This is a genomic window from Paraburkholderia sp. PAMB 6770 (assembly GCF_057748135.1).
This window is the reverse complement of the sequence record NZ_CM173239.1, coordinates 567,899-582,815: the sequence shown is the minus strand read 5'-3', so window position 1 is coordinate 582,815 and position 14,917 is coordinate 567,899. Positions and strand designations below refer to the sequence as shown.

Genomic DNA, 14,917 nt, shown 5'->3' with positions numbered 1-14,917 from the left:
CTCCAGCGTTACAGCGTGACCGTGATTTCGACACGGCGATTGCGGGACCGGCCGGCTGCCGTCGCATTGTCGGCAAGCGGTTGCGCATCGCCTTTGCCTTGCCAGCGAATCCGGTCGGCCGGCGTTCCATACTGTTCCAGAATGCTGGCGACATACGCTGCGCGCTTCTCGGACAAGACCAGATTGCTGGGAAACTCGGCCGTGCGGATGGGCTGGTTGTCGGTATAGCCGACCACGCTGACGTTGCCGCCCACACGCGCGACCTCGTGGGCGACCTTTTCGAGCACGGGGTCCATATCCGGCAGCACGCGGCTCTGGCCCGACTCGAACATCGCATCGCCCTTGAACGTGACGACACTGTGGCGGTCGTCCTCCACGACCGTCACGAGACCGCGCGCGATCTCATTGGCGAGCAGCGTCGACAGCCGCAAGCGCTGCGGTGCCGCTTGCGGTTGCGGTTGCGCGGGCGCTTCGTTGCCGATCGCGCGGATTTGCCGTTCGAGCGCGTTGCGCTGCGCGAGCAGGCGGTATTCGTACGACACGTACAGACCGCCGAGAATCAGCGCCACCATCGCCGCGCTCGCCCAGACCGGCACCCCGCGCAGCAACGGCAGCTTGCCGGGCTGCGCACCACGCCAGTTCGACGACAGGTCCGAGTGGATCGAATCGCGTGCGCCGGTGATGAGCGTCCAGAGACGCTGGCGAATCTGCTCGAGATGCCGGTGACCATCCGTGACGACGCTGTAACGCCCCTCGAATCCAAGGCTCAGCACCCGGTAGATGATTTCGAGAATGTCGACATACTCTTGAGGATCGGTCGCCATCCGACCGATCAACAGGAAAAACTTCTCCCCGCCCTCACGTTCGCCTTCGAACTTGACGAGCAGGCTGCGCGACGCCCAGACGCCACCCGCGCCCCAACGCGTGCGGCTCGCCGCTTCGTCGAGCGCCGTGCACAGGCAATAGCGCACCACGGCCATGTGCTTCCACGGCAGATCCGCTTTCTCGCATAGCCGCTGAAACAGCCCCACTTCCTGCTCGAGCAATGCGTGCAGACTCTCGACGGCTTCCGCCGTCTCCAGCGATGCGGGCATGTCGGCGAGAAAACGCAACAAGGGACTCGCCGCTTCAAGCAGTGCGTTGGGTGCCTTGCGGATATCCGCCAGACGCCGGTCGATATCGATACGCTCGACCTCTTCATGCATGCCGGGAGGGGGCGGCTGACGACGTGCGGGCGGCATGTCGGGGCCGCCGCGTCCACCGCTCAGGAAGTCGAACGCGTCGTCATGACTGTACCCGCTCATTGATGACGCACTCCCCAGAGTTCGAGCTTCAACTCAGGGAACTGACCGGCGATGTGCATCGCCAATCCGCCCTGCTCGGCAATTTGTTCCCAGAATGGGCCGCTGCGCGACAGCTCGTAATAGATGTAGCTCGAATTGAACGGAATCTGCCGCGGCGGCACCGGCAGCGGAATCAGCGACAAGCCCGGCAGATGCGAACGGATGAGCTCGGGCAGACGTTGCGGCTGGCTGATCTTGGTCTGGGCCGCGAACTGCTGCTTCAACACTTCCGGCGACATCTGCGCCCCGACGGCCAGCACAAGGTTCGCGAAACCGGCGAGTTCCGTGGGCAGCATGGTTGCCGTGCGGATGCCGTGCGCCTGCTCGGTAATCGGGATGGGCTGCGCGCCACGAATCAGCACCTGGTTGAGCAGGAAATGCACCTCGCCGACCAAAGGACGAATGCTCTCGTACAGGCGCGCGTGATCGTAGCCGGGCGCCGGCAACGGACGACGCGTTTGCGGACGCACGAACGTCGAAAGCTCGCCCGCGAACATGGCCAGTTCGCGATACAGCTCCACGGGGGCAGTCTCGCGCAGGCGACATAGATGCTCGAGCATCGGCTCGTAGCGATTCAGGACCTGCAGCAGCAGATAGTCGGCGACCTCGGCGGCCGCACCCGCGCGGCCGTCGCTGCCCGAGAGGCGCGCGGCCAACGCGTCGGCGCGCAGCTTCGAGAGCCCATGGAGTTGCGTCGCCCATTCGCGCAGCAAGGCATTCGCGCCATACTGGCTGACGGGCGGGATGTAGTCCGAGTCGTGCAGTGCAACCGAACCGTCCGCATGTAGCGATTTCACACGGGTCAGCGCGATGCCGATCCACGAGCGGGTCAGCTCCTTCTCCGGCAAGAGCCGCAAACGCAGGTTCGCGAGCTGGACTTGCCGCGGACCCTGCCCGATTGCGTTGCTGTCGCGCAGTTCGGTGTCAAAGGCGGAATAGCGTGCGAGCGAACCCCGTTGTTCCGAAAACGCGGTTTCTTCAGTATTCGGCAGGCGCAGGGGTACCGCCAGGTAGATCAGTTGATCCTGGTGCTCCGGTGCGACCGTCAGCGGCGGCGGCGGCGGCGTATGACCCGGCACCTCGAACGGCGTACCGTCGGGAAACACGCCCGAGCCGCTGCGCAGCACGAGCTTGCCGAACGTCAGGGCTTCCTGATCGATCTCGTAGCCGCTGAACCCCCAGAAAAAAGGACTCAGCACGGCCGCACGCCGGTGCGCGAAGTACTCCAGGTAGCGCTCCTGCTGCTGGAACAACTGCGGAACAAGGAATAGTCCTTCGTTCCACACAACCTTATTATGGAAACTCATTGCGATCCATTCACTTCAGTTACCGACACGGCTCGGGGACCCACCATGACGTTCAATATGACTTTGGGGCGCGGCATCATCGATCGGTACCACGAGGCTTCGGGTAAGGGCGCAAGCCGGTAGACGGTGCGCCATACCGACTTGCCGAGATCGCGATATCCGACCAGCACGCCGACGGCGGTCGTCGCCGGATTCGAAAGGCGACGCAACGTCCGGACGTCCCCAGGACGCAGAATGAACTCGTCCGTCACCAGTGCATCGTCGCCCAGCACGCTCTTGCGGTCGGCCTGCAATGTGAAGAAGTCGGCATTCTCGAACGCATGGGTCGACTTCAACTCGAAGATGCGGACCATCACCGGTGCCGCCCGCCCCTGCTCGTCCGGATTGGCGCGGTCGCTGGCCGACACCTTGATCTGGAGGTTGGCCATCTCCCTGCGCGGCGGCGCATCCGAGCACGCGGCAAGCCACAGCAGCGCACAGGCTGCCGCGCCCCACTTCGCGGAGCGAGCCTGAACGCACAGACGGCGAAACCATGGATAAAACATCGGGATAGTCCTGTCGTACCGGTAAAGCGGTTGGCCATAGGGCCTTGATGTGTCGAGTCCATTGCCAGAACGCAAGGCGGACTAGGGGCAACCGCCTGAGAACCTCGCCGCAAGCGGCGAGGTTCGTGCCGGCAAGCCGGCATTCAGGCTTACGCTGCGTTCTTCTTGATATCGAACGTTGCCGTGATCGCACCGCCGCTACCACCTTGTGCGTTCTGGACCACGTACTCCTGCTTGAGGCGGCTGAACGACAGGCGGACGACTTCGCGCGGACGCGTTTCGCTGTCCGAGAGTCCCGACGGGCGGACTTCGGTCACCAGCACATCGTTCATCGTCAGCTTGATGTACTCGAGCGGATTGCCACCCGCCTTGCGCACGACGAGCTTCGCTTCGTTGATGTGCTTGCCCAACAGGCAGTACTGAATCAGATTCGGGCTTGCGCGGTCGATGAAATGTTCGAACTCCAGGTCGTCGACCGAGGCCTTGCCTGCGCCGCCGCCCGAACCCTGATGCATGTTCGATTGCTGGCTCACCTTCCACGACCAGCTCATGACCTGGATTTCCCCTTTGTGAGCTGCGTCTTCCGCTTCGCCATCGATACCGTCAATCTTGAGGAAAATGTCTTGCGACATCGAGATTCACTCCTTATCACGTCGTTAAGTTTCAGTACTACTTATGGTCAGGGAAGATTTAACGAGCGCCCGCCGATCGCTCTCGCGGGCAGCCCCCATCCTGCAGGACGCCGCCCGACTTGCCCACACGTTGCCAGAAGCCACTCCTTCATCCGGAGCGAAGGCACGCTTCGTGCCTTTTTGTGCCTTTTCGTGCCGCATCCAGCTTCGCTTACCACCCTGTCACCGGTATGCCGGCCTGTCGTCAGCTCGCTTCTTTCACCGACGGCAGCTTGGCCACGAGACGCAGCGAAACCGTCAGGCCTTCGAGCTGGAAGTGCGGACGCAGGAAGAACTTCGCCTGGTAGTAGCCGGGGTTGCCCTCGACTTCCTCCACCACGACCTCGGCTGCCGCGAGCGGACGGCGCGCCTTGGTCTCCTGGGACGAATTGGCCGGATCGGCATCCACGTAATTCATCACCCACTCGTTCAGCCATTGCTGCATCTCGTCGCGCTCTTTGAACGCGCCGATCTTGTCTCGAACAATGCACTTCAGGTAATGCGCGAAACGCGAGCAGGCGAACAGATAAGGCAGGCGCGCCGACAGGTTCGCATTGGCCGTGGCGTCCGGATCGTAGTACTCCGCCGGCTTTTGCAGCGATTGCGCGCCGATAAACGCCGCGTAATCGGTATTCTTGCGATGGATCAGCGGAATGAAGCCGTTCTTCGACAGTTCGGCCTCCCGGCGATCGGAAATCGCGATTTCGGTCGGACACTTCATGTCGACGCCGCCATCGTCCGTCGGGAACGAATGGCACGGCAGGTTTTCCACGACGCCGCCGCTCTCCACACCGCGGATCAGCGTGCACCAGCCGTAGTTCTTGAACGAACGGTTGATGTTGACCGCCATTGCGTAGGCCGCGTTCGACCACACGTATTTGCGGTGATCCGCGCCGTCGGTTGCTTCTTCGAAGCCAAACTCGTCGACCGGGTTCGTCGTCGCGCCGTACGGCAGACGCGAGAGAAAGCGCGGCATCGCAAGACCGATGTAGCGTGCGTCCTCGGAATTGCGCAGCGAATTCCACGACGCATATTCGAGGTTTTGCGTGAAAATCTTCGTGAGATCGCGCGGGTTGGCGAGTTCCTGCCACGAATCCATCTGCAGCACCGACGGCGATGCGCCCGTGATGAACGGCGCGTGTGCCGCCGCCGCCACCTTCGCGATCGACGCAAGGAGGTCCACGTCGGGCGGCGTATGGTCGAAGTAGTAGTCGGCCACGAGGCAGCCATAAGGCTCGCCGCCGAGCTGGCCATACTCTTCTTCGTAAATCTGCTTGAAGAACGGGCTCTGGTCCCACGCAACGCCCTTGTAGCGCTTCATCGTGCGACGCAGATCGTCCTTCGAGATATCCATGAAGCGGATCTTCAGCTTCTCGTCCGTCTCGGTATTCGTGACGAGGTGATGCAACCCGCGCCATGCACTTTCGAGCTTCTGGAAGTTCTCGTGATGCAGGATCAGATTGATCTGCTCGGAAAGCTTGCGGTCGATCTCGCCAATGATGGATTCGACGCTCTTGTATGCGTCGTCCGACAGCGAGACGGAATTGATCAGCGCCTGCTCGGCGAGCGTCTTGACAGCGCTTTCCACGGCGTCGCGCGCCTGATCGGTCTTCGGCTTGAACTCACGCGACAACAATGCGTTGAAGTCCGATTGCGCAGTAAGCTGCGCTTCGACAGCTTTCGCCTGCGATTCTCGTACGGCCATTTTTTCTCCTGGGGATGATTTCCGGTTCACCGAATTACTGCTCGTCCGTTTGCTCGTTCGTACCCGACGAAGCAGGCGCGGGCGTCGGCTTCGGCGCGCGTGCGAGCGCGCTCAGCAGTGCCGGATCCTTGAGCACCTTGCTCACGAGGTTTTCGGCACCCGACTTGCCATCCATATAGGTCTGCAGATTGGCGAGTTGCGTCCGGGCGTCGAGCAGCTGGGACAGCGCATCCACTTTTTTCGCAATAGCAGCCGGAGAAAAATCGTCCATCCCTTCGAACGTGATGTCGACCATCAACTGCCCTTCGCCGGTCAGCGTGTTGGGCACCGCGAATGCGACGCGCGGCTTGATCGCCTTCATCCGCTCGTCGAAGTTGTCGATGTCGATGTTGAAGAACTTGCGATCCGAAACCGCAGGCAGCGGTTCGAGCGGGGAGCCGGACAGATCGGCCAGAACGCCCATCACGAATGGCAGTTCGACCTTCTTTTCCGAACCATAGATCTCGACGTCGTACTCGATTTGCACACGCGGTGCGCGATTGCGCGCAATGAATTTCTGCGAACTGTTGGATGTGGCCATAGATTCTCCAGGGAGGTATCGGTTTGTGACGCTCAAAGGAAGTGGACCGCCGGCGAGTGACAGCCTGCCGACGCATTACCCGTCCGACCCGATCCATTACCGCGCCATCGGCACTGCTCTCATAGACACAACCCGCTTCACGAGCGTGTCCAGGCTGGCATTCTCCGATAGCCGTCAAATAATCTGAATCGGACGAGTTCGAAAATTGCGCGCGATTTATGGGGCTCATCGTCCCCATTCGTCTTCGAACTTCGACCCGCTGTGCAGCGCGGGGTCATCCGGGAGCAGCGAAATCTCAACCCGGCGGTTCCGCGCTCTGCCCGACGCACTGTCGTTGTCGGCAATCGGGTGGGTATCGCCCTCACCCTGCACGGCAATGCGCGTGACCGGCAGGCCACCTTGCGCGACCAGCCAGTCGCGAATTGCCCGCGCGCGGGCCTCGGACAGACGGATATTGGCTTGCGGCGACCCCTCGCTGTCGGCATGTCCCGTAATCAGCACGCGATAGCCCGGATTTGCATTGATCCACCGCAGCACGCGCCGCAGTTCCTGCTGGTTCGCATTTGGCGAGAACCTGGCCGAACCGCTCGCGAACAGCGCGAGTGAATCGATCTGCTGGGTCAGCGAGGGGGGACGATAGCGCGTCAGAACATCGCGGAGTGTCGTGTTCAGCGCCGCCCCCTGGTAAAGTCCCCAGCCAAGACGCGCCGGAACGCCTTCCTGCATCGTCCGTTCGATGTGCAAGCGGTCGCGCATCAGCTGGTCATAGGCGCGCCGCTTCGCGTCGATCGTGTCATCCGGTGTTTGAAGGAAGGTCTCGAGATCGCTCCCCACCTGAGCGATCAGACGCCGGTTCGACGCACCCGAAACAAGCACCGCGAGGCCGATCGCCAGCACAGCAGACAACAGCAGCTCCGGGATGACAGGACCGCGTCGCGCGACGGCTTCGAGCCGCAGCCGCGAGCGCTGCGATGTCGGCGTGACGACGGGCGGCACGGGCAGTGCATCGCGAGTCGGATTGGCCGCGACAGCCCGCAGGCCCGTTCGCGCCGTGAGCCAGCGCGCCCACGCCCCGGGCCGAACCGGATCGCGCCGGATATCGCCAAGCAGCACGCCGCGCAGCGCGAACGGCGGCGTGTTGGCGAGCGACGAAAGCGCAGGCAGCACGCCGACGTCCCCGAGCCAGTCCAGCAGGGCGCCGCCCAGCACGCGACTGCGCGCAGTGTCCGCGACGCGCGCCTGCACCGGAGACATCAGACGCTCGCGCAATTCGCTCACGCATTGCGTGAGTCTCGCGCCGGCGGAAGGCGCACCTTCGCCGAGATCGATGGGCGCCCCGTACCACTGCGGCTCGGGCGACTCGCCGGGGCCACGGGACAGACACGCATAGACCGCGAGCCAAGTCGGCAAGACCGATTCGGGATGACATATCAGGCTCTGCAGCACATGACGCCAATTGCTGAACTCGCGTCGCAACACAACGTCGTCATCCGCATCGGGTACGATGGGCAACAGGGCCGCATCGGGCCCTCGACCGCGCGACGCCTTGATCTGTGCAACGACATCGGCGAGTTGCGTCGGCGTACCCGCATGCAGCCAGACCGCTTCCTGTTCGCGCCGCAGGACGTCGCCCTGCCGGAGGCCGCGGAAAAAATGTGCCGAGTGCGGCCCCACCACGACAATGACGGGCAACGTCCCATCCGGAGCCATCGGCCGCGTTCGAGCGCGGACGTCCGGCTCCACGCCGCGGTGAATCGCGATGACGCCGCACGCGATCACGCACGCCAGCCCGGCCGCGATGAGCCATCCCGGCTGCAAGGCTGCGGGCATGCACAGGCATAACGCAATCGATGCGGGTAGGGCGGCCCATGCGATCCACCGGCGCCACGTGAAAGCGGGTTTCATTGCGGTCATCGCTGATGTCCGCCGACGTCGGTGGACTGGATGACAGGCAAACGACTCACCGCATTGCCCAGATAGTCGTGCATGCCTCCCCATAGCGCCGCGAGCGCGACTCCAGACGCTCCGAGTGCCCAAAGCCACGGATTCGCGCGGACTCGCACCGGCCGCCGCACGTCCGCGTCATGCGAGAACGCCACGTCCGGGCGCACGTTTTCCCCCAGCGCGAGCGCACCGGCGTCCACAGCCGTGTTCAGCTTATGACGGGACTGGTCGGAAACCGGCAAACCCAGCGCGCAGAACAGCACATAGGCCTCCCACAACGGTGAGCTGCCGACGTGCGAGGACAGCAGCGCGTCGAGCCGCTTGCGGACGAGTGCGGCGCCGTCCTGCCGCGCGTGAAAAATGACCTGGAGGCTGCTTTTCGCCCACGCGGAATGCTGCTCCCCCGACAGTCTGCGCAGCGTCAACGCGTCGAGCAACACGCATTGCAGGAGACTGACCTCTTCGACCACATCCGGTGCGTATCCGTGATCGTCCATCGCCTGCTTGAGGCGTTCGACAAGACCCGTGCAGCGCGCCTGCCAGTCATGCAGCGCGGGCAGGTGCGCCCCTTCCTCCAGCAGCGAGGCATGGACAGCGGTTTCCTGCAATAACGGGCGTAACGCGCTCAAAGCATCTCCAGGACGAACGTGACGTAGGTATTCACGGTCCCGGCGGTCGCCTGGCCGGTCGCGTAGTAACGCGCGAAGAACGGGATATTGGTCACCGCCGATCCCGTCACGGACACCGGCTTGACCGTCGACACGTCGCCTACCCGGATCGGCGAACCATCGCCATTGGTGAGCTGGACTTGCACCTGTGTCGCGCTTTGCGGATCTGTCGGATTCTCGACGTTGAGGTTGCCGTCGGCGTCAGTGGTAGGCCCCTGCTGGAAATAGGCGACCAGACTGCTGACGTCGGATTCGCACAGAACCGGGATATTGAACTCCGTCGCGCCAGCGGTTGCGCCGGCCGAGGACAGCGCGGTGGTCGAAATAGTCGGCAGCGTGACATTCAGGTCTCCCCCCTGAACCGTGCAACTCACCGAGTTGTAATACCCGGTGAAGTTGATCGTCACGGTGGGGGACTGGGCCATGACGTCGCCTGCCGCGAGCGCGAGCGCGGTCGCCACGGTGCCGGCTGCGCTTCGCGCCGCGATACGCTTCAAAAGCATGCGCACATTCATCGTCGTCGTCCTGTTCACTCTTCGCAGCGCAACTGGATGCGCACGGCCGGCCGATGCTTCGTCGGCTTGGGATCTTCCGCCGGAACGGTATAGGGCATCGCGCATTGATCGGATGCGTGCGCGCCCCAACGCGCGGTCAGCGTGCCGGATCCGGTGATGCCGCGAATGAACGCCATGCCGCCCTGGCCGACGCTCCCGACAGCCTTGCCGCTCGAATCCACCAGTTCGCTCCCCATCGGAACCGGCGTGCCGTCTGCCTTGTCCGCCTTCGCGAAGATCGGGCGACCGCGTACCGTCGCCATCTTCACCAGCACGATCGCGTTCTGACGTGGCACCACATCCTCGCTCGTACTACTGAGTTCGACGTCGTCTGACAGGCCGGACGGATCGAGTGCAACCGTGTTCACGCGATACGGCGTCAGCGACGGAATCACCGCATAACCCTCATGGTCGATCGCCGCGCCCTGGCCGTTGATGACGCGACCGCCCTCGGCACCTTCGGCCTTGATCAGTGCAGACGCGCTGCCGAGCGGCGGCGTGAGCGTGACGCCGCCGCTGTGGACGACGACCGCGCCGTTCGCGCCGAACGCCGCCTGCTGCCCCTGGTTGGTCAGCGACAGGTTCGTGTTGTACGTCCCGAACGGTGCGCGAACCGTCCCGTATGCGCCCACGGAAGCGAGATTGCTGCCAGCACCGTTGGCCGTACGGGATGCGTTGAACCCGTAGTCGACCGGAAGCGCACCCTGTTTGTTGCCGAACACGCTGGTCTGCACGAGGTTGTCGTCATTCGTCCCACCCGCTAGCGAAGTCGTCATGGAGCTGAACAGACTATTGGCTGGCGAGGATGTGCGGCCGAGCGGAATCGTCAGATTCACACCCACCTGAGTGTCGGGCGCATTGCCGCTCGTGATGACACGCTGCGCGTAGACCATGTACGAGATGTTCTTGAACATGCTCGAGAACCCGACCTGAAACTGCACGTCAGGTGCGTGCGTATTGGCCCAATAATCCTGCACGCTGCCCGATACATAGGCGGAACTCCGCTCGCCGATGGCCTGGCTGGCGTTCAGTTGCAAGCGGGAGCGGGCACGGTAGTCCTGGTCTGTCGTGTTGCCGGCCGGCGCGTAGCGCGTGTTGATCGCGTCGGCGAGCCCGTAGAACCCCGAAGTTGAGTAGCGGTAAGCGGCAACACTGAAGTTCGTGCCCGTCGCGCTCACCATTTTCGCGTAGCTCAGGCGCAGGCTCGTTCCGGTATGCGCGCCGCTACCCGCCAGGTCGGTGCGCGCGGCGGTTGCATCAAACGCAACCGCGCCAACCGGTGTGTTCAACGCGACACCGAACAGCACGGAACCGTAGCCGGCCGACGCCAGCACACCGGTATATCCCGTAATGAGGTTTGTGATGCCTCGCTGGTACGTTGCCTGCGCGACGAGGGGGTCGGCATCCCACCATGAATCGCGATACTGGCCGACGCTCACGTTGAATCGCTGCATGCCCGGACGCAGCAATTGCGGAACCGACGAGAACGGGACAGTAAACTGTTTCACCCGGCCATCCGATTCCGTGATGACAACCAGCAGATCCCCGCCATAGCCGATAGGCGGCAGATCGTCGAACTCAAAAGGCCCGGGGGGAACATTCGCCTCGTAAATGACGCTGCCGCGCTGGCGCACCTGAACGCGCGCATTCGTGTCGGCGATACCGCGAATGACCGGCGCATAGGCCTGCATCGACGATGGCAACATGCGATCGTCGCTGGAAATCTGCACACCGCGCAGGTCGAACGCATCGAACAGATCACCGGTGGTGTAGCTGTCGCCGAGCGTCAGCCGACTGCGTAGCGACGTCAGGTCCCGCTGCGCGTACGTGGCAATGTTTTTCCACTGCATGCCGCTCGTACCGTTCGCCCAGTTGAGCGTTGAACGCTGACGCAGACTCCATGGCCCGATGTTGACGCCCGTCTCCAGCCCCGCGTAAATGCTGTTCGAATTCCCGCCGAAGTTGTTCCGGCTGGAATACGTGCTCAGGTTATATTTGAGAACACCGGCGTCGATGCCGTCATCCCAGCGCGACGGATCCACATACCCCCTCGCGACCGAACGCAGGTCGGCCTGCGGGATCGTCAGATCGAGCTTGAGGTCGGAGCTGTTGAACGTATAGGTGGCTTCCGGCAACGTATCGCGAAACAGGATGCAGCGCTGGGCCGGCCCACTCGCCTCGGCATCAGAGGACGGCAACAGCGCCTGCGCCGCGGAGGCTTCACCCGCGATGTCGAACGCAGCGGGCGCGCCCGTGCCGGTCGGCGCCGCATCGCCACCATGCGGCACCGGCTTGCGCTTGAGCAACTCGGTATTCACACCGAGTTGCTCAAGCGTCGCAACGGCGAAGCACGGCTCGGCCACGTCACTGCCGTCGACCGCACGAAATTCGACGTCGAAGTTGCCGCGCCGTTCGCCGTTCAGCGTCAGCAGCACGGGATAAACACCCGGATCGACCGGATTTCCCTTTTCATAGCGGGACAAATCAACCGGGGCACCCATGAAGAGCCGCGAGTTGAACGACACCTTCATCGGATCCGGCGAATCGAGGGACGCGACCTGAACGGCTGCCCCCGCCGCCTTGCCTGCGCTCCCTGAGGAAGCCTGAACGCTCGGCACGCCCGACGCGTCGCCGCCTGAACCGCTCACGTCCGTTGCAGCGTACGACCGGGTACCGAGCGCGCTCGCGCCAAACAGCATGAGCACCGCACTAACCACCTGACGATACTGGTGGACGCGCAGACCGATTCCGCGCCTCGCGCCACGCGCGCTCTGCCCTGCCGCACGCACCACTTACTCACCCTTGCCGTTCTTGCCAGCGGTTGTAGCAGTCCCAGCGACCTCCGCACCGAAGTCATTGAGCCATTTGTACGCGATCTGCGCAGGCCCGGTCGCTGCAGGCATGGGATCCTTGCTGGCAAAGTCGTGTTGCGCAAACGGTGCGACCATGCCCGGGTCGAACGTGAGTTCACGCCCGCCAGCCGTCACCTTGATCGGGTTGAATGAAAAGTAGTAGGCGGTCGGATTGTCGACGCGCAGCATGGGATGACCCGCACTGTCAGCAGCAAGCGACCACGTCAGCTTCTGATCGAGATTGAGGGGGACATCAGCCAGTGCGTCAGGACGAAAGAACAATTTGATACGCGTACGAAACGCCAGCTGCATCAAATTTTTGCCCTCCGGGGCGATGGGCGCCGGCGGAATTTCAAGCACGTTCAGCCAGAAGACCGATTCACGGTCTTTCGGCAACGGGTCGCCGTTGTACATCAGGCGCAGCGTCTGCCCCTTCTTCGGATCTACCCGAACGACGGGCGGCAGCAGAATGAACGGAACCTTGATCTTGTCCGGACTTGCGTTTTCGTGACCGTCGTCAATCCACGACTGAACCAGTACAGGAGCATCCGACACGTTGGTCAGACGAACATTGACTTCACGGCTCGATTCCGGGTAAATGACCCGCGTACCCGTGATGATGATGGCCGACCAGCTCGGCAACGGCAGCAACCCGCAAATCATTGCCAACAGGGCAACAGCCACTTTCCACGATCGCACGCGCAACCTCCTTCAAATAAACACCGCCCCGGGAACCCTTGCCGCTTCCCGGGGCTGCGCGCTTTACTGATACGCGAGCGTCAGGCTCGCGACCGACTCCACCGTACCCGGCGTGGTCTGGCCGGTCGCGATGTATTGACCGCCGTACACGAGGTTCGCCGTGCCGTCGCTAGCCACATTGAAGAACGCACCGTTCTGGCCCAGGCTGACCGGCGAACCGTTGGCATCCACCAGCTGGACGTCCACGTTCGTCGCTGCGGTAGCCCCGGTCGCCGTGTTCTGCAGCGAGTAAATGCCGTTGATGGCCACCGGATCCATGTTCAACATCTCGAAGTGCGCTGCAACCTGGCTCACGCCCGGCGAGCAGTTGATCACCTGAAGATTGAACGGCGTGGAACCCGCGATGTCGCCGGCAGCGGCCAGCGTCGTGGTCGAGATCGTCGGCAGCGTGACCGTCTGATCGAGACTGCCCGTCGCGATCGAGCAGGTGTTGCCGGTCAGTTCGCCCGTGAAGTTGACGTTCGTCTGGGTGGACTGTGCAAACGCCGACGACGCAACGGCGAAACCGAACACAGCCAGCGCAGCGCGATTGATGATCTTATTCAATTTTTCGTACTCCTATCCTAACTTTAAGTATGCCGGCGTGTTAGACACGCCCGACACGTCCATTCGAGACCGCATGAGAACCTGGTCAACCTATTGTCGACCGGCTCGCGAACCCTGCCTGATGTTAATGGGTCTCAGCACATTTCAACATCTGACATAGTCTGAAAAATAGGCCGCAACACACCTGCTTTTGTCAGATTTTGCACGTGACCACCAAGTCGGGCGTGAACGCGCGCGCTGCCGATGCGTATTGCGTCATTTCGCCGGCATGCGCACACGGATCATTTTTATCTGGAGGGCTCCCGCACAAGACCATCACGCGGGCACATGCCGCGGCACGACGTATGCCGTGTGGATCGAATCATGCAGTATCGATGAACTGGGCCGGAATCCCTATCAGACGCGGCCTAAAGATCGGATCGGACAAGGAGATCGGGGCATCGCCCCGCTCCCGTCCGGCAGAGCCAGCGGGATAGAGCCAACGACGTCGAACCATGCGGCGTCCCGGGGCGAGACTATCGGCATGCACCGTCCCGTCGGGCGCAATGCAGCAGCACGGCGAACCGGCTCAATGAACCGGCTCATTATCCAGGCTTATTGACGAGGCTCATCGAACCCGCTCACTGCCCCGTTACTTAATTAATGATAGGAGACGACGACGATCACATGCGTACCGTCCGGTACGCGGCTCCCCTTCCTGAAAGCGAGCGAGAGGGTGCCGCCGCTCGCGCCGACGCGGAAACGTCCGGACTCGCCTTGTGCGAGTCCGTGACCGGCGCCGTCGGTGAAATGCGACGTCAGGTAGGTCGATACGTCGGGGCCGGCCTCGCCGGCGGCCGTCACGGAAACGTAGGCGCCGAACTCGTAGCCGGGCCTGGGGGCGAACGTCACGGTGGCCGCTGTCGCGCTCGCCGACAGCGATCCGGTCGTCGGCGCCTGCGGGACAGGCGTGGCGAACTGGAGCGGCGGCGCGACGATCGACCCCGAGAACCGCACCAGGGCCTGGGTCGCGCCCCATGCCGCCGACGATGCGCCCGCCAGGGTCAACGTGCCGAACGCGACGATTCCTGCTGCCTTCCGAACCCACCGATAGCCAGACATCATGACGCCCTCCCTCATCGAGAACCGCATGCACCGTCAGATACATACGACACAACAGATGGATGAAACGGCAAAACTCAGATATCTCGCAATCAATCTAATCGCAAATTCTGACAGCAACAAGGGGGTGGATTACAATTTTGTAATCCGTAACATTTTCATGGATGGCGTGATGCCGCAGAGCCCGCCTCTTGTCTGTCGCTGGCAGGACAGGCGGGACAAGTTCGTTTCAATCGACGACGACCGCGTCGCACATGCCCCGCGCCGCTACGCCAGGTTATGATGGCTTACGGCACGCGCAGCAGTCTGCCCGTCGACCCAAGCATGCCAACGCGCAAGGAT

At 62.8% G+C, this 14,917-nt stretch carries 14 protein-coding genes; 1 reads left to right on the top strand and 13 read right to left on the bottom strand.

From position 1 onward, the window contains the following. Positions 1-8: 8 nt before the first annotated feature. The 13 genes from tssL to AC3AP7_RS20075 all read right to left on the bottom strand — a co-directional run bounded on the left by tssL (position 9) and on the right by AC3AP7_RS20075 (position 14,578). Positions 9-1,304, bottom strand: coding sequence for a type VI secretion system protein TssL, long form (tssL, locus tag AC3AP7_RS20135; RefSeq protein WP_487364330.1), 1,296 nt, complete (start codon positions 1,302-1,304; stop codon positions 9-11). Next, positions 1,301-2,650 carry a type VI secretion system baseplate subunit TssK gene (tssK, locus tag AC3AP7_RS20130; RefSeq protein WP_487364329.1) on the bottom strand — a complete coding sequence of 450 codons (1,350 nt, stop codon included), beginning with the start codon at positions 2,648-2,650 and terminating at the stop codon, positions 1,301-1,303. The genes tssL and tssK overlap by 4 nt, the downstream gene beginning before the upstream one ends. After that, complete coding sequence (gene tssJ, locus AC3AP7_RS20125; protein WP_487364328.1) at positions 2,647-3,195, bottom strand: type VI secretion system lipoprotein TssJ; 549 nt, start codon at positions 3,193-3,195, stop codon at positions 2,647-2,649. The genes tssK and tssJ overlap by 4 nt, the downstream gene beginning before the upstream one ends. A gap of 149 nt (positions 3,196-3,344) precedes the next feature. After that, the gene (locus AC3AP7_RS20120) at positions 3,345-3,827 is read right to left on the bottom strand and encodes an Hcp family type VI secretion system effector (RefSeq protein WP_487364327.1); all 483 of its coding nucleotides are present in this window, start codon (positions 3,825-3,827) and stop codon (positions 3,345-3,347) included. A gap of 244 nt (positions 3,828-4,071) precedes the next feature. Continuing rightward, positions 4,072-5,571 carry a type VI secretion system contractile sheath large subunit gene (gene tssC / locus AC3AP7_RS20115; protein WP_487364326.1) on the bottom strand — a complete coding sequence of 500 codons (1,500 nt, stop codon included), beginning with the start codon at positions 5,569-5,571 and terminating at the stop codon, positions 4,072-4,074. 34 nt (positions 5,572-5,605) lie between these two features. Beyond that, positions 5,606-6,151, bottom strand: a complete 546-nt coding sequence (gene tssB / locus AC3AP7_RS20110) for a type VI secretion system contractile sheath small subunit (RefSeq protein WP_487364325.1) — start codon at positions 6,149-6,151, stop codon at positions 5,606-5,608. Between the two features lie 225 nt (positions 6,152-6,376). Continuing rightward, complete coding sequence (locus tag AC3AP7_RS20105) at positions 6,377-8,065, bottom strand: OmpA family protein (RefSeq protein ID WP_487364324.1); 1,689 nt, start codon at positions 8,063-8,065, stop codon at positions 6,377-6,379. Then, complete coding sequence (locus AC3AP7_RS20100; protein WP_487364323.1) at positions 8,062-8,724, bottom strand: DotU family type IV/VI secretion system protein; 663 nt, start codon at positions 8,722-8,724, stop codon at positions 8,062-8,064. Before AC3AP7_RS20100 ends, AC3AP7_RS20105 begins: the two co-directional genes overlap by 4 nt. Next, on the bottom strand, positions 8,721-9,278 hold the full coding sequence (locus tag AC3AP7_RS20095) for a fimbrial protein (RefSeq protein ID WP_487364322.1): 558 nt from the start codon (positions 9,276-9,278) through the stop codon (positions 8,721-8,723). Before AC3AP7_RS20095 ends, AC3AP7_RS20100 begins: the two co-directional genes overlap by 4 nt. Before the next feature lie 14 nt (positions 9,279-9,292). Further along, the gene (locus AC3AP7_RS20090) at positions 9,293-12,016 is read right to left on the bottom strand and encodes a fimbria/pilus outer membrane usher protein (RefSeq protein ID WP_487364321.1); all 2,724 of its coding nucleotides are present in this window, start codon (positions 12,014-12,016) and stop codon (positions 9,293-9,295) included. A 93-nt stretch (positions 12,017-12,109) separates the two neighbouring features. Beyond that, positions 12,110-12,868, bottom strand: a complete 759-nt coding sequence (locus AC3AP7_RS20085) for a fimbria/pilus periplasmic chaperone (RefSeq protein WP_487364320.1) — start codon at positions 12,866-12,868, stop codon at positions 12,110-12,112. Between the two features lie 63 nt (positions 12,869-12,931). Continuing rightward, a complete protein-coding gene (locus tag AC3AP7_RS20080; protein WP_487364319.1) occupies positions 12,932-13,474 on the bottom strand; it encodes a fimbrial protein in 543 nt (180 codons plus the stop codon). Between the two features lie 639 nt (positions 13,475-14,113). Further along, on the bottom strand, positions 14,114-14,578 hold the full coding sequence (locus AC3AP7_RS20075) for a hypothetical protein (RefSeq protein ID WP_487364318.1): 465 nt from the start codon (positions 14,576-14,578) through the stop codon (positions 14,114-14,116). On the opposite strand from AC3AP7_RS20075, the gene AC3AP7_RS20070 reads away from it, so the two are divergent. Then, positions 14,577-14,858 carry a hypothetical protein gene (locus AC3AP7_RS20070; protein WP_487364317.1) on the top strand — a complete coding sequence of 94 codons (282 nt, stop codon included), beginning with the start codon at positions 14,577-14,579 and terminating at the stop codon, positions 14,856-14,858. The genes AC3AP7_RS20075 and AC3AP7_RS20070 overlap by 2 nt on opposite strands. The last annotated feature ends 59 nt before the right edge of the window (positions 14,859-14,917 follow it).